Here is a 21,029-nt window from a genome sequence, read left to right as displayed (position 1 = left end):
AAAAAAAAGCTGTGAATGTTCATTCACAGCTTACATTTCATACAACTAGATTAAACATCTAGCAATAAGCGAGTTGGATCTTCAAGTAACTCTTTAATAGTCACTAAGAAACCAACAGATTCTTTACCATCAATGATACGGTGGTCATAAGAAAGTGCTAAATACATCATAGGTAGTATTTCAACTTTACCATTTACAGCCATCGGACGGTCTTGGATTTTATGCATACCCAAGATTGAAGACTGTGGCAAGTTAATGATAGGTGTAGATAGCAATGAACCAAATACGCCACCATTAGTAATAGTGAAATTACCACCCGTCATATCAGCAAGCGTAAGCTTACCATCACGACCTTTAAGTGCTAACTCACGAATACCTTTTTCGATTTCAGCAACAGATAGTTTGTCACAATCTTTAAGTACTGGAGTAACTAAGCCACGTGGAGTAGATACTGCAATGCTGATATCGAAATAGTTATGGTAAACAATATCGTCACCATCAATTGAAGCATTTACATCTGGAAAACGCTTAAGAGCTTCAGTTACAGCTTTCACATAGAAAGACATGAAACCTAAACGAATGCCGTGACGCTTTTCAAACGTTTCTTGATACTGCTTACGAAGGCTCATGATTGGTCCCATGTTCACTTCGTTGAATGTTGTTAACATTGCAGTTGAGTTTTTAGCTTCAAGAAGGCGTGTCGCAATCGTTTTACGTAAACGAGTCATAGGTACACGTTTTTGAGTACGATCGCCCATCGGTGCAGCTGGAGCAGAAGCTTCTGCTTTTTTAGCCGCTGGCGCTGGTGCTTTTAAGAAAGTATCAACGTCTTCTTTAGTTACACGACCATTTTTACCCGTGCCTTTAATTTTAGAAGCGTCTAGGCCTTTCTCAGCAATTAAACGACGAACTGATGGTGTTAACACATCTGAACTTTCGCTTGAATCTGCTGCTGGCGCTGCGTCTGCTTTTGCAGCTGGAGCCGCTGGTGCACCGCCTGCTTTAACCGAACCAATTACTTGCTCGCCTAATACAGTATCGCCTTCGCCGTGAATGATATCACCCATGATGCCATCTTCTTGAGCTACTACTTCAAGAACAACTTTATCTGTTTCAATATCTACCAAGTTTTGGTCGCGTGTTACCGCGTCACCTGGTTGTACATGCCATGTAGCAATTGTTGCGTCTGCAACTGATTCTGGAAGTACAGGTACTTTAATATCCACTTCTTTACCTTCTGATGCTGGTGCTGATTGCGCCACTGGCGCGTCTTCTGATTTAGCTGGTGCTGATTCTTCTTTAGTTGAACCTTCACTTGCTGGCGCTGCATCAGCATCACCAAGTAAACCCATAACTTGATCGCCAAGTACGGTTGCACCTTCTTCTTGTGATATTTCTGTTATTACACCGTCATGCTGTGCAACAACTTCTAAAACCACTTTATCTGTTTCAATGTCTACTAAGTTTTGATCGCGAGTTACTTTGTCGCCAACACTTACATGCCATGTAGCAACGGTAGCATCTGCAACCGACTCAGGAAGAACAGGAACTTTAATTTCTGTGCTCATTGCTTATCCTTTATTTTCTATAGTAAGCGCGTCGGCAACGAGCGCTTGTTGTTCTTTAGTATGTACTGACATGTAACCACACGCTGGTGATGCAGACGCTTTACGTCCTGCATATTTTAATTTAGCACCTTGTGGGATTGCATCAATAAAGTGATGTTGTGAACAGTACCATGCACCTTGGTTTTGTGGCTCTTCTTGACACCATACAAAATCAGTTACGTGTTGGTAGCGCTCTATAATTGTTTGCATTTCATCGTGTGGGAACGGGTATAACTGTTCAACACGTACAATTGCAATATTATCTTGCTCAAGCTTACGACGCTCTTGTAGTAACTCGTAGTAAACTTTACCGCTACAAAATACAACGCGCTCTACTTTCTCAGGGTTAATATCATCAACTTCGTCGATCATATTATGGTAAACACCGTGTGAAAGCTCTTCAAGTGATGAAGTTGCAAGCGGGTGACGAAGTAGCGACTTAGGCGTCATAACAATCAGAGGACGACGAAGTGGTCGAACTGACTGACGACGAAGCATAGCGTAAACTTGCGCCGGCGTTGAAGGAACACACACTTGCATGTTGTGATCAGCACATAGTTGCAAGAAACGCTCTAAGCGTGCTGAACTATGCTCTGGCCCTTGACCTTCATAGCCGTGCGGTAGCAAAATTGTAAGCCCACATAAACGGCCCCACTTTTGCTCACCAGAACTTAAGAACTGGTCAAATACAACTTGTGCACCATTGGCGAAGTCACCAAATTGCGCTTCCCATATTACGAGAGACTTAGGTTCAGCGGTAGCATATCCATATTCGAACGCAACGACAGCTTCCTCAGATAAAACAGAATCAAAGACTTCAAATGTGCCTTGATCTTCACTTAAATGCTCTAAAGGAGTGTAAGTTGTACCATCAGATTGACCATGAACAACAGCATGACGATGAAAGAATGTTCCTCGACCTGTGTCTTGTCCTGTTAAACGAATGTCAGTACCTTCAGACGCAATTGTTGCATAGGCAAGAGTCTCTGCCATACCCCAATCAAGTGGTTTTTCACCTGTGGCCATTAGCTTACGATCGTCATAAATCTTTTTAACGCGAGATTGAGCTTTATGTTGTTCTGGGTAAGAAGCTACTTTCTCACCAAGAGCTTTTAGCTTCTCTACAGATACGCTAGCATCGTAGTCAACATTCCATTCATGACCAATATATTTGGCCCACTCAGAAGAATGCGACGTCTCTGGCTGTATTTCTGAAACAACACAGCTGCCTTCATCTAGTGCATCACGGTACTCATCAGCTAAGGCTTTAACTTCTTGTTCAGAAAAAGAGCCTTCAGCAATCAGTTGGTCTGCATAGATTAAACGCGGCACTGGATGCTTTTTAATTTTTTGGTACATGACAGGCTGAGTTGCATTAGGCTCATCAGCTTCATTGTGACCATGGCGACGGTAACAAACTAAATCAATTACTACGTCACGCTTAAACTGATTTCTAAAATCAAGAGCAAGTTGAGTAACAAATGCAACGGCTTCAGGATCATCAGAATTAACATGGAATATTGGAGACTGAACCATTTTAGCAATGTCAGTACAGTATGGCGTTGAGCGAACGTCATCTTGCTTAGAGGTTGTAAAACCTACTTGGTTGTTGACAACAATACGAATACTACCACCACAACTAAACGCATTAGTTTGTGACATGTTAAACGTTTCTTGAACAACACCTTGTCCAGCAATAGCAGAATCACCATGGATGGTAATAGGAAGTGCTTTAATGCCTGACTTATCACCTAAACGGTCGAGACGACCACGCACAGAGCCCATTACAACAGGGTTTACGATTTCTAGGTGAGATGGGTTAAACGCAAGCGCCATGTGTACATTGCCACCTTTGGTAGCAAAGTCAGACGAATAACCCATGTGATATTTAACATCACCAGAACCTAACGTTTCTTTATGTATACCAGCAAATTCATCAAATAATTCTGATGGGTTTTTACCAAGTACATTAACTAAAACGTTTAAACGACCACGGTGAGCCATACCAATAACAGCTTCTTGTTGGCCGCTTTCACCAGCGCGGTGAATAAGCTCTTTAAGCATTGGAACTAACGCATCGCCACCTTCAAGTGAAAAGCGCTTAGCACCAGGGAACTTAGACCCTAAATATTTTTCTAGACCATCTGCTGCAGTAAGCCCTTTAAGGATACGTAGCTTTTCATCTTTTGAGAATTTAGGCCTAGACTGGACAGATTCTAGACGTTGTTGTAACCAACGTTTTTCCTCTGTTGATGTGATGTGCATATACTCAGCGCCAATTGAACCACAATATGTAGTTTTTAGTGCTTGGTATAGTTCACCTAAAGGCATAGTATCGCGCCCTACGGCAAACGATCCTACGTTAAACTCGCGGTCAAAATCACTTGAAGATAGGTCGTGGTACTCTAGCTCTAAATCTCGTACACGCTCTCGTTGCCAAATACCTAATGGATCTAGGTTTGCATTTTGGTGCCCACGAAAACGGAAAGCATTAATAAGTTGTAGAACTTTAACCTGTTTAAGGTCACCGCCACTACCCTCTGCTACCACTACTTCTCTATGCTTGTTTTTTGCAAGCTGTGCAAACTGTGCTCGAACCTCTGAATGTTTTACTTCAACATCCACACCATCAACTTTAGGTAATTGTTCAAACACTTCTCGCCATTCGTCTGGCACAGAAGTCGCATCGTCTAAATACGCTTCATAAAGCTCTTCTACATAAGCAACGTTGCCGCCGTTTAAATGTGAAGATTCTAGCCATGCCTTCATCACACCTTCGTGCATTTATAAGCCCTTTTTTTTAGCGCAGAAATTAATAGTTATTATAACAAGATGGCTAATATAATTTAATATTAGCCATCTTACCTTTACTAAGCTATCAAACCGCTCGGTTTAGTAACATAGATTTGATTTGTCCAATTGCTTTGGTCGGATTAAGACCCTTAGGACAAACGCTAACACAGTTCATGATACTGTGACAACGGAACACACTGAACGCATCGTCTAAATCCGCTAAACGTTCTTCAGTTGCTGTATCTCGGCTATCAGCCAAGAAACGGTAAGCATGAAGAAGACCTGCTGGACCAATGAACTTGTCTGGATTCCACCAGAACGAAGGACACGATGTTGAACAACATGCACACAAAATACACTCATAAAGCCCATCTAATTTATCACGTTCTTCAATAGTTTGAAGACGTTCGCCTGCTGCAGGCTGATCATTAATTAAATAAGGTTTAACTTTTTCGTACTGAGTGTAGAACTGACTCATGTCAATAACAAGGTCACGAACCACAGGTAAACCTGGTAATGGACGTACTACTATTTTACCTTTGCCATTTTTTTGTAGCGTAGATAAAGGAGTAATACATGCTAAACCATTTTTACCATTCATGTTAACACCATCAGATCCACACACACCTTCACGGCATGAACGACGGAAAGATAATGTAGGATCTTGTTCTTTTAAAAGAATAAGTGCATCCAACACCATCATGTCGTGACCTTCTTCTGTTTGCAAGGTGTATTCTTGCATACGAGGAGCGTTGTCAACATCTGGATTATAACGATAAACTGAAAATTGTACTTGTGCCATCGTCTATCTCCTAGTAAACACGTGCTTTAGGTGGGAAAGCTTCACGCGTTTTAGGCGCATAGTTTACATCACGCTTGCTCATTTCATCCGTTACAGGATTGAATACTGAGTGACATAACCAGTTTTCGTCATCACGATCTGGGTAGTCAAAGCGAGAATGTGCACCACGGCTTTCTGTACGGAAGTTTGCAGCTACTGCAGTCGAGTAAGCTGTTTCCATTAAGTTGTCTAGTTCAAGACATTCGATACGCTGCGTATTGAAGTCTGATGATTTATCATCAAGACGAGCATGTTGCAGACGTTCGCGAATTTCTTTAAGTTCTTGAAGACCTGCAGCCATTGAGTCACCTTCACGGAATACCGAGAAGTTAAGCTGCATACATTGTTGTAGGTCTTTTTTGATTTGAACTGGATCTTCACCTTGGCCAGCCGTTGAATTTTCCCAACGATTGTAACGTGCAAGAGACGCTTCTAAGTCTGATTCTGAAGCAGCTTTAGATATTTCAACGTCATTTAGGTACTTACCTAAGAAGTTACCCGCAGCACGACCAAACACAACTAAATCAAGTAATGAGTTACCACCTAAGCGGTTTGCACCGTGTACAGATACACATGCAATCTCACCTACTGCAAATAAACCTTGAACTACTGTTTCGTTGCCTTGAGCATCGATTTGTAGCGCTTGTCCATTTACATTAGTAGGAACACCACCCATCATATAATGACAAGTTGGAATTACTGGAATTGGCTCTTTTGCAGGGTCAACGTGAGCAAATGTTTTAGCAAGGTCACATACGCCAGGAAGACGTAAGTTAAGTGTTTCTTCACCCAAATGGTCAAGTTTTAACTTAAGATGTGGACCCCAAGGACCATCACAACCACGACCTTCACGGATTTCAGTCATCATTGAACGTGCAACAACGTCGCGAGACGCTAAGTCTTTTGCGTTTGGTGCGTAACGTTCCATGAAGCGTTCGCCATCTTTATTTAAAAGATAACCGCCTTCACCACGACAACCTTCAGTTACTAGCGTACCAGCACCTGCGATACCCGTTGGGTGGAACTGCCACATTTCCATGTCTTGCATAGAAATACCAGCACGTGTTGCCATACCAACACCGTCACCAGTGTTAATGTGAGCATTAGTGGTTGATGCAAATATACGACCTGCACCACCAGTAGCTAATACAACAGCTTTAGATTTGAAGAAGGTAACTTCACCTGTCTCAATCTCAATTGCAGTACACCCTACTACATCACCATTATCGTTTTTAACTAAATCAAGTGCATACCATTCAGAGAATACATTTGTTTTGTTTTTAACGTTTTGTTGATATAGAAGGTGTAATAAAGCATGACCAGTACGGTCAGCAGCTGCTGCAGTACGCGCGGCTTGTTCACCACCAAAGTTTTTCGATTGACCACCGAAAGGACGTTGGTAAACACGGCCATTTTCAAAACGAGAAAATGGTAAACCCATGTTTTCTAATTCGGTAATAGCTTCTGGGCCAGTTTGACACATGTATTCAATAGCGTCTTGGTCACCGATAAAATCGGAACCTTTAACGGTATCGTACATATGCCATTCCCAGTTATCTTCGTGTGAATTACCAAGCGCAACCGTAATACCGCCTTGAGCAGATACAGTGTGTGAGCGCGTTGGGAATACTTTAGATATTAATGCACACGTTTTGCCAGATTCTGTAATTGCTAAAGCAGCGCGCATACCTGCACCACCTGCACCAATTACTACGGCGTCAAATTCACGAACAGAATATTTCACTTAAACACCCCATAATACGATTAGACCAATAGCTACGTAAGCAACGGCCATTAGGTTTAATACAAAACCTAAAACTGCACGAAGCTTTGCGCACTTAACATAGTCTGTAAGAACTTGCCAAAGGCCAATGCGGGTATGAACCATAATGCAAACAAGGGTAATTAACGTAAACCCTTTCATTGCTAGGTTAGAGAAGAGGCCTGTCCAGGCTTCGAAAGTGACTTCTGGCGTCGCTAAAAAATAGCCTATAATAAAAATCGCGTAAGCGCTGATTATTAATGCCGTGGTACGTAAAGATACGAAATCTTGTACACCATCACGTTTTAGAGTTGCTTGATTTAAAACCATATCCACACCCCTGCCAATACGGCAAACACAACACCAAGAGCCATTGAAACTTTAGCGCTGAGGTTACCTGATTCAAGTTCTTCCCAATGTCCCATATCCATAATCATATGACGGATACCACCAATAAGGTGATAACCTAATACAGAAACAGTGCCCCAAGCTATAAATTTGGCAATGAATCCGTTAAACAGACCCTTGACGAATTCAAAACTTTCAGCTGAAGAGAGAGACTCAGACCAAGCCCAAATGACAAACGTTAAAGCAAAAAATAATGCAACACCGGTGACGCGGTGAAAAATTGAAGCTTTAGCCGTTGCCGGCATAGATATAGTTGTTAGATCTAGATTTACAGGTCTTTGCTTTTTCACAGTTACTTGCCCATCTTTGCTCACAGTGGAGCTCATCTACTTGTTTTTCTAAAAACCCACCAAATATTACTGATGGAACTATCAAAATAAACGTACCAAAACAATTAAAGTTCACAAACCTGTAAATTTTAAGCTGTTAAGAATATGTTTACCCAAATACAATACGGTTTAAAACCACCGTTAGTATATATACCCACAGGGCTTTTTACAATTCTTGTTTATTTAGAGATGTTTGCGAATTAGCCAATAGTATTATATTTAATTAATACCGAATATTTATTATACATATATGCATAATGTTTATAAAAATTGACTTTAACCCCCTCTTTCACGTTAAAATGAGAAGATGTGCTTAAAACAGATTTCAGAACTTTAAAATCTAAAAATCAGAATAGATATCTTAATAGGAGATACATAACGATGGCAGATAAAAAAGCCACAGTCCAAATTGATGGACTAGATCCAATCGAACTTCCAATTTATCAAGGCACTGCTGGCCAAGATGTAATCGACGTACGTACGTTAGGTTCACACGGTCACTTTACTTATGACCCAGGTTTCATGTCGACTGGTTCTTGTGAATCTGCAATCACCTATATTGATGGTGGTAAAGGTGTACTACTTCACCGTGGTTACCCAATTGAGCAATTAGCTGAAGACTCAAATTACATTGAACTTTGTTACTTACTTTTAAATGGTGAGTTACCTTCTAAAGAACAATATGAAGTTTTTAAGAATGAAATCACTACAAGCACTATGCTTGACGAGAAGATTGCTAACTTTTTCCAAGGTTTCCGCTTTGACGCTCACCCAATGGCAATGCTTTGTGGCGTAGTAGGTGCATTATCATCTTTCTATCATGAAGACCTTGATATTACTGATGCTGAACAACGTAAAACAAGCGCAGTTAAGCTTGTTGCTAAGTTACCAACAATCGCGGCAATGGCTTATAAAACAAATATCGGCCAACCGTTTGTATACCCACGTAACGATTTAAGCTACGCAGAAAACTTCTTACACATGATGTTCTCTGTACCTGCTGAAGAATATAAAGTTAATCCAGTAACTGCAAAAGCGATGGATAAAATCTTTATGCTTCATGCAGATCATGAACAAAATGCATCAACTTCAACAGTTCGTCTTGCTGGTTCATCTGGTGCTAACCCGTATGCATGTATTGCAGCTGGTATTGCATCTTTATGGGGCCCTGCTCACGGCGGCGCTAATGAAGCATGTTTAAACATGTTAGAAGAGATTGGCTCTGTTGACCGTATTGATGAATACGTAGCTAAAGCTAAAGATAAAGCTGACCCGTTCCGCCTTATGGGCTTTGGACACCGTGTTTACAAAAACTTTGACCCACGCGCTACAGTAATGCGTCAAACGTGTCACGAAGTTTTAGCTGAGCTGAATATCCAAGATCCACTTCTTGATATTGCTATGAAGCTTGAGCAAATTGCGCTTGAAGACCCATACTTTGTAGAGAAAAAACTATACCCTAATGTAGATTTCTACTCTGGTATTATCTTAAAAGCGATTGGTATTCCAACAAGCATGTTCACTGTAATCTTTGCAATGGCACGTACTGTTGGTTGGATCACTCACTGGGATGAGATGCTATCTCAACCTGGTCATAAGATCAGCCGTCCTCGTCAACTTTATACTGGTTACACTCAACGTGACTACGTATCAACTGACAAGCGTTAATTAACGTTGGTTAGTTTAAAAAGGCCGCATTTTGCGGCCTTTTTTATTAACAACACTTGAGAATTATCATAAACCGATTACAATTCCTGCCTTAAAAACACTATGTAGATGAGCCATGCTTGCTTTAAAGTTTGATATAAATAAAATTAGAAACGACTTCCCAACATTAAATCAAACAATAAACGGCTGCCCGCTTGTTTATTTAGACTCAGCAGCAACCTCACAAAAGCCTCAATCAGTTATAGATACAATTACTGAATTCTATACGTTTCAAAACGCTAATGTACACCGTGGACGCCATACACTTAGCGAGCAAGCAACTTATTCATATGAACAAGTACGGGATAAAACTGCAGAGTATTTCAATGTATTTAGTAAAGAGATTGTATGGACTAAAGGCGCTACAGAAGCCATTAACTTGGTCGCTAACGGATTAAAAAAGCGCTTAAATGAAAGTCATACCATAATGATATCTCCGCTTGAGCATCATGCAAACATAGTGCCTTGGCAAATAGTGAGTCAACAAACGGGTGCTAAATTAATAGCGCTTCCACTAAATAAAAATGGCATGCTGAACACCAAAGAATGCTGTGAATTTATAAAAGAAACAAAACCAGCCCTATTAGCTATTACACAAGCATCTAACACACTGGGTAATATCACCGATTTAAAACCACTTATTAGAGCTGCAAAAGACGTCAATTCTCTTGTTCTAGTGGATGGTGCACAGGGTGCACTGCATTTAAAACCCGATTTACGTGAATTAAACTGTGACTTTTATGTCTGCTCAAGCCATAAAATGCTCGGTCCAACAGGATTAGGTGTACTTTATGGTCGATATGAGCAATTAAATACCCTTGAGATTTACCAATCAGGTGGGGAAATGATCGATAAAGTGTACTTAACTCACAGTACTTATCGTCCTGCGCCTGCAAAATTTGAAACTGGAACACCAAATATCTCTGGAGTTTTAGGCTTTGGTGCCGCATTAGACTATTTAAATGAATTAGATCACGCAAAAATCCAGCAATATGAGCAAAAATTGTTTAGTTATGCCGCTCAAAAATTGGTAAAGGTTGATGGTATTACAATATATAGCAACCTATCTGACAATATTGGTACACTCTGCTTCAACTTAAATGATGAACATCCTTATGATTTGGCAACTTTACTTGACGGGTACGGGGTTGCAGTAAGGAGTGGACACCATTGTACACAGCCATTAATGACACATTTAGGGCTTAATGGAACGCTAAGAGCGAGCTTTTGTTTTTATAATACCTATGAAGATGTAGATATATTCATTGATTCACTTAAAAAATGTATCGCTTTACTGGACTAAACGTCACTTTAATAGAATTAATTAGGATAACTCATGACAAATACGTTTAACAAAGTCACAGAATCTATAAAAAATGCGCCCGCTTGGCAGCAAAAATATCGTGAGATAATGCTTTTAGGAAAAACTTTACCTGTTTTAGCTGATGTTTTGAAGACTGATGATGCACTTGTACCAGGCTGTGAAAGCAAAGTATGGATGTTTGTTGAATTTGATTTAACAGAAAATACACTTGTTGTAATTGGTGACTCAGATACACGTATAGTAAAAGGATTATTAGCCATTATTTTAGCGCTTTACAATGGCCTCACACCAGAGCAAGTAGTGAATAAAAATGCGTATGAAGAATTTGAAAAGCTCGGCCTTATAAGCCACTTAAGCGCATCACGTGGTAATGGTATTAAAGCCATGGTTGATAAAATACAAACCATGGCACAACAAAAGCTTAGTTAGCAAAAACTAAGCTTGCGAGCGTTGTTTTTTATCTAGATATTTACGCACCGCTTTTGCCGCAACAAAAAAGCCAAAGCTTCCTGTGATCATAGTCACAGATCCAAAACCATTATTACAATCCATATTCATCGAGCCATCAGCACTTTGCTTTGCATGACATACGCTGCCATCGCTTCCTGGGTAAACCAATTGCTCTGTTGAGTAAACACAATCAATATTAAATTTACGTTTAGGATTATTACTAAAATTATATTGCTTACGCAAAATATAACGTACTTTTGCAAGTAATGGGTCTTGCGTAGTTTTAGCTACATCACCAAACGTTATTTGGCTAGGATCTGTTTGCCCGCCAGCACCACCAGTTGTAATTATAGGTAGTTTATTACGTTTACAGTGAGCAATTAATGCTGCTTTTTCTTTAACTGCATCAATACAATCAATTACATAATCAAAACCTTGAATATGCTCTTGAATATTATCTAGTGTAATAAAATCATCTATCACATTAATTTGGCACTCTGGATTAATAAGCTCGCAGCGCGCTTTCATTGCATCTACTTTAGCTTGACCAATAGTGCCCGTTAACGCATGAATTTGCCTATTGACGTTAGTCGCGCAAATGTCATCCAAATCAATCAATGTTATTTTACCAACACCAGTACGTGCAAGTGCTTCAGCCGCCCAGCTTCCTACACCACCAATCCCTACTACACAAAAATGTGCTTCTTGAAGCCAATCAAACTGTTGATGACCATATAAACGTTTAATACCACCAAAACGTATATCTGTAACTTTTTCGCTCATTTACCAATCCAGTTGCCATGGCGATTGCCATGCTTGAAAATCTTGATGTTTAATTAACGCCAAATACTCATCACCATTATCGGGTAATAAAGTTAGCTGTATTTGTTCACCTTGCCATAAAAAGCTCAATGCATATGCATGTAAATATGTACGATTTGAAGACGTACCTGAATACATTGCATCGCCTAAAATAGGTGAGCCAACACTTTTTAGTGCCACTCTTAATTGATGCGTCTTTCCTGAGTAAGGCTTTAAAATATACCCTCTAAACCCAGGCTTATAGCTTAGCGAATAGAATCGGGTGATTGCAGGGTTAAGCTTACTCGTTAGTAACTTAAACGAGCCACGGCGAGATTTAGCCATATCGCCTTTAATCCAACCTTGCTTCTTTTTTGGTTTAGCATCACTAATCGCTAAATAGAATTTATTAATCGCATGCTCAGTAAAAAGCGCAGTAAAATTAGCCGCAGCGGCTTTGTTTCGCGCTAAAATAATCAGCCCTGATGTCACTTTATCTAAACGGTGAACCGCATAAAGCTTTTGAGATAATTGTTGTTCGGCTAACACAACAAAGCCGGGACCATCTTCTGAATGAAAATTAAGCCCCGCTGGCTTTTCTAAAATATAAAAATCGTTATGTGTATAAACAACTTTTAATATCTTACTTACTTGTTCACTCATGCGTTTGTACTTTTAATATGCGCTATCACCTTCGCTAAGTCATCGGGCGTATCAACTCCAGCATGGGGTGCTATTTGAGCTTGTTCTATTTTGATTTTATAACCATGATACAACACACGTAACTGCTCAAGCGATTCAAGTAGCTCAAGTGGCGATACGCTCAATTCTATATATTGTTTAATAAAACCCGCTCTGTACGCATAAATACCTACGTGGCGCTGAAATGGCGCTAAATTAAGAGCACTGCTGTCATTCATCATTGTGCTTCTATCAAACGGAATACTTGCACGAGAAAAATACAGCGCATTTTTATTTATATCGCTAACCACTTTAACGGCATTAGGATTAAATACTTCATCACGCTCTTCAATAGCAACACTTAACGTTGCCATTGGTGCTGTTGAATCACTTAATAGTGCAGCAACTTGAGATACGTTTTCTGGCGCAAGTAAGGGCTCATCGCCTTGTACATTAACCACAATTGTATTGCTGTCGAGATCAAGTAAATCAACTACTTCGGCTAAACGCTCAGTACCCGATTGGTGATCTTCGCGAGTCATTACAACATCACTAGTAAATAAACTTACTGCATCAAACACTTTTTGATGATCGGTTGCTATAACCACTTTACTTGCACCTGATAAACATGCTTTTTCGTAAACATGTTGAACCATTGGCTTACCGCAAATATCAGCAAGCGGCTTACCAGGTAGTCGGGTTGATGCAAAACGTGCAGGAATTACAACTACGAATTCCACTTTTCAACCTCTTCTAAAGATAACTCACGTGCTTCGTTTTCAAGCAATACTGGAATATCATCTTGAACGGGGTAAGCAAGCTTAGCTGCAGTACTAATTAGTTCGTTGTTTTCTCTATCAAAGCGTAATTTACCCTTACAAACTGGGCAGGCAATTATCTCGAGTAATTTTGTATCAAAGGCCATTGAGTATTCCTTTTTCTTTTAATAATGAATTTAATGTGTTTATTACGCTATCGGAAGGCTCTGCATCTACAGGTAAATAATACCAATTAGGTTTTGCAAAGGACTTACATTTAACCGCGTCTTTTTCGGTCATTATAATGCAATCATCACCAAACTGAATAAAATCATCTGCTGTATAAGCATAATGATCTCTAAAGTGATGAGTCGACAATAGCTTAATATTTTGTGCTTCTAATGAGTTTTCAAACCGTTTAGGGTTCCCAATTGCACTTATTGCATGTGCGTGAGTTACCGTATGTTTTGCATCATCACCTGAATTAACTAAGCGAAGGTTACTTACTTGCAGCACGTAGCTATTATTAGCCTCACCGCCATTTTCAATTACTATATCAACACTTTGTAAGCGTTTAGTTGTTTCGCGTAGTGGCCCTGCGGGCATAACAAAACCATTACCAAAGCGGCGTTCACTATCAACAATACAACACTCAATGCTACGAGGCATTTTATAATGCTGCATCCCATCATCAGAAATAATGACATCTAGCGTATAATTTTTTTCTAATAAATCGATATTATGCTGTCTATTAGGGCCAACTGCTATTGGGCACTTTAAACGATGGTATAAAAGCACAGGCTCATCTCCAGCCTGTTGGGCGTCAACAACTGAAGTGACTAACAGCGGGTAATTATCTGATTGCCCACCATAACCTCTACTAATAATACCCACTGATAAACCTTGCTCGGTCAAATACTCATACAACCACAAAACAAAAGGTGTTTTACCATTGCCGCCTACGCTTATATTGCCGACTACAATAACAGGCGTTTTGCACTCAAAAGGTTTAAGTATTTTAGCGCTGTACAAGAGTTTTCGAAATGACGATACAACCCAAAACAAAGCACTTAATGGTAATAACAGTAAAGTAATTAGACCAAATGGTTTATACCAGCTTTGCTCTATTTTGCTCACGCCTGATCACCAAACTGCATTTTGCAAAGTGCTGAATAAGTACCGTCATTTGCTAATAAGCTACTATGATCGCCACTTTCTATCACACGACCGTTATCAATAACATAAATTCGGTCACTGTTTTCAATAGTAGATAAGCGATGTGCTATAACAATAGAGGTTTTATCTTTCATTAGCGTTTCTAACGCTTGCTGAATAAGCTTTTCTGATTCGGTATCAAGTGCTGATGTTGCCTCATCTAAAATCAAAATAGGTGCATCTTTTAATATTGCACGCGCTATCGCTATTCGCTGGCGTTGGCCACCGGAGAGCATTACGCCATTTTCGCCTACCATGGTGTTTAATTGCTCTGGCAAGTCTTTAACAAATTCCCACACGTGCGCTTGTTTGGCAACTTGTTCTAACTCTTCAACAGACACATCGTGCTTTATGCCATAACAAATATTGTTAGCAATCGTGTCGTTAAATAACACAACCTGCTGAGAGACTAAAGCAAATTGGCGACGCAGATCAGTTAATTTATAATCCTGCAGGGCTATACCATCGAGTAATATTTCACTCGGTAACTCTAAGTCATAGTAGCGTGGTAACAAGTTAGAAATTGTCGACTTACCTGAGCCTGAGCGCCCAACTAAAGCAATACTTTCACCCGCCTCAATCGTTAGCGACAAATCGTTTAATACGGCTTCATCTTTCGTTGGGTACTTAAAGGTTACGTTCTTAACTTCAATTAAACCTTTAACTTTATCAACCGAAACAGTGCCTGTATCTTTTTCCATTTCTTCGTCTAAAACTAAAAATATACTTTGCGCTGCAGAGATACCACGTTGCATATCACTATTCACATTGGCAAGTTGTTTTAGCGGACGAAGTAACATCATCATTGAGGCAATTAATGCCATGAAGTCACCAGATGTAATCGTATCAATCATTGATGGCAACGACACCGCCCACAAAATAACTGCCATGGCACTTGCCGCTAAAATTTGAATTATAGACACACTAAGCGCTTTAGTTGCGTCCATTTTGATACGTTGCTGACGATTATGATTATTAATTTTCGAGAAGTGATTAATCTCTTGATCTTGACCACCAAAACCATGAATAACTTTATGTCCGCTCAGCATTTGTTCTGAGCTACGGGTAACTTGCCCCATGGCAGATTGAATGTTTTTAGAAATGTGGCGAAAACGTTTAGAGACGACGGCGACAATAATAGCAACAAGTGGGATGATCACTAAAAATATCAGTGATAGTTGCCAACTGGTATAGAACATTACCGCAAGTAAAAATACAACAAATGCCCCTTCACGTACAACTATTAGCAAGGCTTTAGTAATCGCTTGTTGAACCTGTTCTGTATCAAATGTGATTTTTGAAATTAAATCTCCCGTTGAGTTTTTGTCATGAAAAGAAACGGGTAAGTGCAGTATGTGCTCAAATAACTCTTGGCGTAAAGAACGTACAACTTGGGAGCCTACATAACTTAAGCAGTAAGAAGACATAAAGTTAAAAACACCACGCCCTAGAACTAACGCGATAACGACAAAAGGAGCGTACTTTAAAACTTCTGTATTACGCTGGTTCAAACCTTGATCAATAAACGGCTTCATTAATTGAATAAATAAAGCATCCATTGCTGAATAGCCTATCATCCCAATAATTGCGACAAATGCGACGCTTTTGTAGGTGCCAACATATGAGACAAGACGTTTATAAATTTGTGTAGTACTTTGATCCATAACACTCTCTAAATACAGTAACAATCTGTATTGTATCCTCCGATGAGATAAAACTAAACGTCAATCTTTGATAAACCAGTAACTTTCCTGCCCTCTTGCTGTTTCTATAGCCAAATTCTTTGCATAAAATTTAATACTAATTTGCCCTTCAACGCCTGTCGTAAATTGCTGAGCGTTTATTTGGTTATAACGTTCGACGACAAGAGGCTTGGGGAATTCCCATTGCCCTTTATAGGCACTTGAATGAATGACTACTTGGGGAGCAACGTTATTTATAAAATTAACACTTGATGATGTATCGCTACCATGATGCGGGCTTAACATTACTGTACTTTTCAACGATTTATTATCCGCTAATAGCGATGCTTCACGCGCCTTTGATATATCACCGGTAAGTAACACGCTATGAGTATTATCTGATACCCTAACAACGCATGAATCATCATTTTCATTTCCAAACCCTTTTGTACTAAAGCTTTGTACTTTTAATCCAGCAAAATCAATGTTTATGACTTCACATACATTATGTGTATTTTTAGGATGAAATTGTTGTAATGTTTCACCAAAGCCAGCATCTAAGAAATGTTGTAATCCTCCAGCGTGATCATTATCTTCATGACTTAGAATCGCCGTTTTCACTGTTAAATTATTTGCTTTAATATAAGGCAATAAAATACTTCGCGTACGGCTAAAGCGATTGAAATAACTGGGGCCAAAATCATAAATAAGCACTTGTTTATCTTTTTCAATTAATGCCATAAGTCCATGCCCTACATCAAATACATGTAGTTGCCACTTAGACTTTTCTGTTAGCCAATAATTTAATAAAAGCGTTATTGCTGGAATAAAAGCGAGCCATTTATAAGGAAGAAAATAAACCATCAACATAATAATATAAGTAAAAACGACAAATATTGAGTCAATTCTGCCAGTCGTTATCCACCTTAACGATTCTGGTATTTCATTAAGCAATTTAAATAGCGCATATAAGCCAGTATCAAACAGGTTTATTAAAATACTTATATCTAAGAAAATACTCAGTAATGTAAAAACAATTAAAAAAGGTAAGATAATGATTGAAAGCAGCGGTATAGCAATTAAATTTATTATCAAACCTGCAATACTTACCCCATTAAAAAAATAGAGTGAAAGTGGCAATAAACCAATAAATAACGCTATTTGAATAACAAACAGTGAAATAACTTTGTTTTTTATGCGAGTGTTTAATATTGGTAATTTATTAATAACTGTAAAAATGATAGCAACCGCTAAAAATGAAAAGTAGAGACCTGGATTGAGTAAATTAAATGGGTTAACAATAAGAACAATAACCAAGGCAAATAAAATGCTCCGCCAACGCAGCGGCTGCTTAGCAAGAAAATACAATAATAAATAACAACCCAGCATGATAAGCGCTCGCGTTGCCGATACTAAAAAGTCACTTAAGTACACATAAACCAAGGCTACTAAAAATCCGCATGAACTGTAATAAAGAGTCAGGTTGAATGATTGCCCGATCGAAGAATTAATTTTTGCAAAAATGAATCGAGTAAATAGATAACCGAAGCTAAAAATCAAACCAATATGTAACCCCGATATAGCAAGTAAATGACTTAGCCCAAGAGATTGCATTAATTGTCTATCAGCGTAGCTCATCAAAGATTTTTCACCGCTAAGCAATGCATAATAGAGCCACTGCAGTTTTGTATCCGTATAAGTGTTTTTAAGGAAGTGTTGATAATCTAAAATTATGCTTTGTTTGTCGCTATTTATAATATTAAGATTTTTATTAAGCACTTTACCTTTAAATAATATTCTACTTATAAAAGCATAACGTTCATTATCAAATACATTAAAATTTTTATTACTACGAAAATGTTTTAAATGAATTAAAGCAGAAAATTCATCACCTACTATTAAAGGCTGTGCAGAATTAACACTGAGCATTGCTTTGGGTGCTCTAAAATCCGAAAAATTACTCCCTTCTAATGCCACTATTTTAACTTTAATATATTGAGGTTTTTTGTCAGAAATAACCTCTTCAACAATTAATGTAGAATCAAGTGCATACTTTTTATCCGGTTTTGGTATTTCAAAACTATAAAAAACGTAAAAATGCAGACCAACGAAGCAAATTGCACAAATAAAGCCTAACAATACATTTAAAAACGGCTTAAAATAAGCGCTCACTATAACAATGAAAATTGTGAATACTGTAAATTCGAGAGTTTGATAATAAAATACGGTTGCTATACAGCCAATTACAAACCCAAGACTTATCCACACTGATGTAAATGGTTGCTTTAAATGGCTAAAAAAACGATCCAAAGATTTTTACCTGATCCAAATAAAATTAGACATCATAAATCACTAAGAATATTTGGACGCCTTTTACAAGATGCAAATCTTTGGCATTTAAATAGACGTTCTGCTCGAGGTGCATTTGCAGTCGGGTTATTTTTTGCTTTCATCCCTGTTCCTTTTCAAATGGTTTTAGCAGCAGCCGGCGCTATATTATTTAGAGTTAATTTACCTATCTCAGTAGCATTAGTATGGCTTACAAACCCTCTAACTATGCCACCTATTTTTTATGGCTCATACTTAGTGGGTACATTAATACTTAATCAGCCTGAGCAACACTTTGTATTTGAAGCTAGTTGGTCTTGGTTTCTAGAGAGCATAGAAACTATTGGTCCTGCATTTTTACTAGGTTCGTTAGTATGTGCTTCTATTGCATCAATTATCGGCTATTTTGGTATTGATATTATTTGGCGCCGTTCTGTTAAAAAGGCATGGTTATCGCGAAATAATTAGTAGCGTTAAAGCTAAATAATAACTATAAGATTCATGGCAATCCTAATCTTATAAAATATTATAGACGAAAAAAAACCAACTTTATTAAGTTGGTTTTTTTTATAATCAATATTAGTAAACTTTAAAAGCGAAATATACGTCTTAAGCCAACTAATGGTAATAGCATTAATGTATACCAAGGAAAGCTAGCAGAGTTACGCTCATACACTTCTGCTTCTACTGGAGCACAGTTTTCTACTTCACCATTTGCAATTGGCGTTAACTTAACTGCAACTGCAATACTTTCGTATTCAATTTCACCATTGATATCAGTTACAACACCGCCTAAAGAATCAAGTTTTTCAACTGTCTTAGTCGCAGTACCAAATATTTCATTATTTTCATTGATAGCTGTTGCTTCAACCATTGAGTAAGCGTAGTCAGTTTCGCCATCAGTGTCATAACAAGGCAGTAAATCATTCAAATTAGTGATTTTATCTTCGCCAATTTTGTAAATAAAGGCTTCTTTGAGTCGTGAACTATCAGATACACCCACTTCCCCTTCGCCTACAATATATCCTTGATTATTTATATCGTTGCCATAAGAACTTGAACTTGAAAAATAATCAGTTGGAAAAACTGTATTACCTGTTTCGATGTCATGATAGAAGAATTTATTACGAAGAGTGCCTTCAATACGCTTTGTCGCATAACCTGTAATTACATCATTATCATTAATAGCGATTGATTTACCAGCCTGCCAGTCGTCTTCTTGATTAATAAAGTCAGTAACTGCACCGTCTTTAAAATAAACTGGCATTGTAAGAATCGTATCATCATTTTTGTAATAACGCGTATTTGATGAACCTACAATTGTACCGTTGTTGTTCACTGCTAAAGCAGTACTCGTAAATGCGTCATCTTCCGTTTCACCTTCATCAGGTGTCAGTGCCATACCAAGCTCTTCAACAGAAATAATATTTAACGATTCATCAAGTTCCCATTTAACAGCACGCTTATTAAATAAGCCTCGTGAAATATTAGAATTTAATAAGTTGATACACACTGATGTTGGTTCGTCTTCATTATCACAGTTATCATCAATATTATCTTGTCTGTCATCAGGAATACTTGTAGAGATATTACCTACAACAGTGTAACCACTATTTGTTTTGACTATATCGTTAGCGCGGCTTGTGCCACCGTATTCATTAAACTCAGGCTCTAACTCAACACTTATACTGCCATCAGCACTTATTACAATCCCACGTTCTATAAACTCATGTGTGAACCACGTTTCTGCATCATCTTCACCATCAGGTGTAAAAGACACTTTATCGTAAGGAGCACCGCCCCAACCAACAGTAACGCCGTCTTCACTTACAGCATTAAAAAGGTTAATCGTTGAACGCGTTAAGCCATCATAATCAACAGATGCAACATCAAATAACGGTTGCTCTGTTACTTGTGTGTCATTGTACTTTATGCCAACTAATGAGCTTAATTTTTGATATTCAAAATTTGTAGAAATTGAAGATAAAAAACTAACCATGAAAGTATGTGCATCAGAATTAGTAAGTACTGCATCATTATTTTCAATGTCATCAAGTGTAAAGGTAATCTCTTTATCACTTAAATCAAATGCAGCCTCTGTATTATCGTAGCTATTTTCAATAATATTTTCAGTAAAATCTATATAGCTGATATCAATAGGTAAATTGTATAAACCATTTGCGAAACCAATAATATGCCCGCTTTCGCTTACATCTGTTACATAAGAATATTTAGCGTCTTCAAGAGTTCCTAATTCACTTAACTGGTACGTAGCACTTGTTGCTGAAGTGCTTAATGTCGCTAAAATACTGGCAGCGAGTAATTTATATTTCATTTTAGTCC

18 protein-coding genes are annotated in these 21,029 nt (G+C 38.4%); 4 read left to right on the top strand and 14 right to left on the bottom strand.

Annotated features, from left to right (window positions below):
* Positions 1-50: 50 nt before the first annotated feature.
* The 6 genes from odhB to sdhC form a co-directional block, all read right to left on the bottom strand.
* Entirely contained in the window at positions 51-1,568 is a 1,518-nt protein-coding gene (odhB, locus tag GQR38_RS08605) for a 2-oxoglutarate dehydrogenase complex dihydrolipoyllysine-residue succinyltransferase (RefSeq protein ID WP_007586871.1), read from the bottom strand.
* A gap of 3 nt (positions 1,569-1,571) precedes the next feature.
* Positions 1,572-4,391, bottom strand: coding sequence for a 2-oxoglutarate dehydrogenase E1 component (gene sucA, locus GQR38_RS08600; RefSeq protein WP_010552673.1), 2,820 nt, complete (start codon positions 4,389-4,391; stop codon positions 1,572-1,574).
* Between the two features lie 94 nt (positions 4,392-4,485).
* Positions 4,486-5,202: a succinate dehydrogenase iron-sulfur subunit gene (locus GQR38_RS08595; RefSeq protein WP_007375751.1), complete on the bottom strand. Its 717-nt coding sequence runs from the start codon at positions 5,200-5,202 to the stop codon at positions 4,486-4,488.
* A gap of 10 nt (positions 5,203-5,212) precedes the next feature.
* Complete coding sequence (gene sdhA, locus GQR38_RS08590) at positions 5,213-6,985, bottom strand: succinate dehydrogenase flavoprotein subunit (protein ID WP_007375750.1); 1,773 nt, start codon at positions 6,983-6,985, stop codon at positions 5,213-5,215.
* Positions 6,986-7,333, bottom strand: coding sequence for a succinate dehydrogenase, hydrophobic membrane anchor protein (gene sdhD, locus GQR38_RS08585; protein WP_007586873.1), 348 nt, complete (start codon positions 7,331-7,333; stop codon positions 6,986-6,988). It abuts the gene before it with no gap.
* Positions 7,324-7,701: a succinate dehydrogenase, cytochrome b556 subunit gene (gene sdhC / locus GQR38_RS08580; RefSeq protein ID WP_076914908.1), complete on the bottom strand. Its 378-nt coding sequence runs from the start codon at positions 7,699-7,701 to the stop codon at positions 7,324-7,326. The genes sdhD and sdhC overlap by 10 nt, the downstream gene beginning before the upstream one ends.
* Positions 7,702-8,121: 420 nt before the next feature.
* Between sdhC and GQR38_RS08575 the strand changes: the two genes are divergently transcribed.
* The 3 genes from GQR38_RS08575 (at position 8,122) to GQR38_RS08565 (ending at position 11,200) form a co-directional block, all read left to right on the top strand.
* Positions 8,122-9,408 carry a citrate synthase gene (locus tag GQR38_RS08575; RefSeq protein ID WP_007586875.1) on the top strand — a complete coding sequence of 429 codons (1,287 nt, stop codon included), beginning with the start codon at positions 8,122-8,124 and terminating at the stop codon, positions 9,406-9,408.
* Positions 9,409-9,523: 115 nt separating this feature from the next.
* Positions 9,524-10,750: a SufS family cysteine desulfurase gene (locus tag GQR38_RS08570; protein WP_165721946.1), complete on the top strand. Its 1,227-nt coding sequence runs from the start codon at positions 9,524-9,526 to the stop codon at positions 10,748-10,750.
* A gap of 33 nt (positions 10,751-10,783) precedes the next feature.
* Positions 10,784-11,200 carry a SufE family protein gene (locus tag GQR38_RS08565; RefSeq protein WP_007586879.1) on the top strand — a complete coding sequence of 139 codons (417 nt, stop codon included), beginning with the start codon at positions 10,784-10,786 and terminating at the stop codon, positions 11,198-11,200.
* 6 nt (positions 11,201-11,206) lie between these two features.
* Here GQR38_RS08565 and tcdA read toward each other — a convergent pair whose 3' ends face one another.
* From tcdA to GQR38_RS08530, 7 genes are read right to left on the bottom strand one after another with little or no spacing between them, the layout of a single operon-like run.
* Positions 11,207-12,004 (bottom strand): tRNA cyclic N6-threonylcarbamoyladenosine(37) synthase TcdA, encoded by a 798-nt coding sequence (gene tcdA, locus GQR38_RS08560; RefSeq protein ID WP_165721947.1) that lies wholly within the window; start codon positions 12,002-12,004, stop codon positions 11,207-11,209.
* A complete protein-coding gene (locus tag GQR38_RS08555) occupies positions 12,005-12,685 on the bottom strand; it encodes a TIGR01621 family pseudouridine synthase (RefSeq protein ID WP_165721948.1) in 681 nt (226 codons plus the stop codon).
* Complete coding sequence (gene kdsB / locus GQR38_RS08550) at positions 12,682-13,443, bottom strand: 3-deoxy-manno-octulosonate cytidylyltransferase (RefSeq protein ID WP_024589197.1); 762 nt, start codon at positions 13,441-13,443, stop codon at positions 12,682-12,684. The genes GQR38_RS08555 and kdsB overlap by 4 nt, the downstream gene beginning before the upstream one ends.
* On the bottom strand, positions 13,431-13,628 hold the full coding sequence (locus GQR38_RS08545; RefSeq protein WP_002961789.1) for a Trm112 family protein: 198 nt from the start codon (positions 13,626-13,628) through the stop codon (positions 13,431-13,433). The genes kdsB and GQR38_RS08545 overlap by 13 nt, the downstream gene beginning before the upstream one ends.
* The gene (gene lpxK, locus GQR38_RS08540) at positions 13,618-14,598 is read right to left on the bottom strand and encodes a tetraacyldisaccharide 4'-kinase (protein ID WP_165721949.1); all 981 of its coding nucleotides are present in this window, start codon (positions 14,596-14,598) and stop codon (positions 13,618-13,620) included. The genes GQR38_RS08545 and lpxK overlap by 11 nt, the downstream gene beginning before the upstream one ends.
* A complete protein-coding gene (gene msbA, locus GQR38_RS08535) occupies positions 14,595-16,340 on the bottom strand; it encodes a lipid A export permease/ATP-binding protein MsbA (protein ID WP_033027175.1) in 1,746 nt (581 codons plus the stop codon). Before msbA ends, lpxK begins: the two co-directional genes overlap by 4 nt.
* 60 nt (positions 16,341-16,400) lie before the next feature.
* Positions 16,401-18,668 carry a DNA internalization-related competence protein ComEC/Rec2 gene (locus GQR38_RS08530; protein ID WP_165721950.1) on the bottom strand — a complete coding sequence of 756 codons (2,268 nt, stop codon included), beginning with the start codon at positions 18,666-18,668 and terminating at the stop codon, positions 16,401-16,403.
* Between GQR38_RS08530 and GQR38_RS08525 the strand changes: the two genes are divergently transcribed.
* Positions 18,648-19,154, top strand: a complete 507-nt coding sequence (locus GQR38_RS08525; protein WP_007586895.1) for a DUF2062 domain-containing protein — start codon at positions 18,648-18,650, stop codon at positions 19,152-19,154. The two genes, GQR38_RS08530 and GQR38_RS08525, sit on opposite strands and share 21 nt — an antisense overlap.
* 121 nt (positions 19,155-19,275) lie before the next feature.
* Here GQR38_RS08525 and GQR38_RS08520 read toward each other — a convergent pair whose 3' ends face one another.
* Complete coding sequence (locus tag GQR38_RS08520; RefSeq protein ID WP_165721951.1) at positions 19,276-21,021, bottom strand: DUF3466 family protein; 1,746 nt, start codon at positions 21,019-21,021, stop codon at positions 19,276-19,278.
* Between the last annotated feature and the right edge of the window lie 8 nt (positions 21,022-21,029).

It is taken from the genome of Pseudoalteromonas sp. c7(2019) (genome assembly GCF_011378625.1).
GTDB lineage: Bacteria > Pseudomonadota > Gammaproteobacteria > Enterobacterales > Alteromonadaceae > Pseudoalteromonas > Pseudoalteromonas arctica.
This window is presented reverse-complemented; position numbering and strand designations above follow the sequence as displayed.

Bases quoted from the DNA above. Each gene is read 5' to 3' on its own strand.
- odhB (WP_007586871.1), bottom strand. From the start codon at position 1,568: ATGAGCACAGAAATTAAAGTTCCTGTTCTTCCTGAGTCGGTTGCAGAT.
- sucA (WP_010552673.1), bottom strand. From the start codon at position 4,391: ATGCACGAAGGTGTGATGAAGGCATGGCTAGAATCTTCACATTTAAAC.
- GQR38_RS08595 (WP_007375751.1), bottom strand. From the start codon at position 5,202: ATGGCACAAGTACAATTTTCAGTTTATCGTTATAATCCAGATGTTGAC.
- sdhD (WP_007586873.1), bottom strand. From the start codon at position 7,333: ATGGTTTTAAATCAAGCAACTCTAAAACGTGATGGTGTACAAGATTTC.
- GQR38_RS08575 (WP_007586875.1), top strand. From the start codon at position 8,122: ATGGCAGATAAAAAAGCCACAGTCCAAATTGATGGACTAGATCCAATC.
- GQR38_RS08570 (WP_165721946.1), top strand. From the start codon at position 9,524: ATGCTTGCTTTAAAGTTTGATATAAATAAAATTAGAAACGACTTCCCA.
- GQR38_RS08565 (WP_007586879.1), top strand. From the start codon at position 10,784: ATGACAAATACGTTTAACAAAGTCACAGAATCTATAAAAAATGCGCCC.
- tcdA (WP_165721947.1), bottom strand. From the start codon at position 12,004: ATGAGCGAAAAAGTTACAGATATACGTTTTGGTGGTATTAAACGTTTA.
- GQR38_RS08555 (WP_165721948.1), bottom strand. From the start codon at position 12,685: ATGAGTGAACAAGTAAGTAAGATATTAAAAGTTGTTTATACACATAAC.
- GQR38_RS08545 (WP_002961789.1), bottom strand. From the start codon at position 13,628: ATGGCCTTTGATACAAAATTACTCGAGATAATTGCCTGCCCAGTTTGT.
- msbA (WP_033027175.1), bottom strand. From the start codon at position 16,340: ATGGATCAAAGTACTACACAAATTTATAAACGTCTTGTCTCATATGTT.
- GQR38_RS08525 (WP_007586895.1), top strand. From the start codon at position 18,648: ATGGCTAAAAAAACGATCCAAAGATTTTTACCTGATCCAAATAAAATT.
- GQR38_RS08520 (WP_165721951.1), bottom strand. From the start codon at position 21,021: ATGAAATATAAATTACTCGCTGCCAGTATTTTAGCGACATTAAGCACT.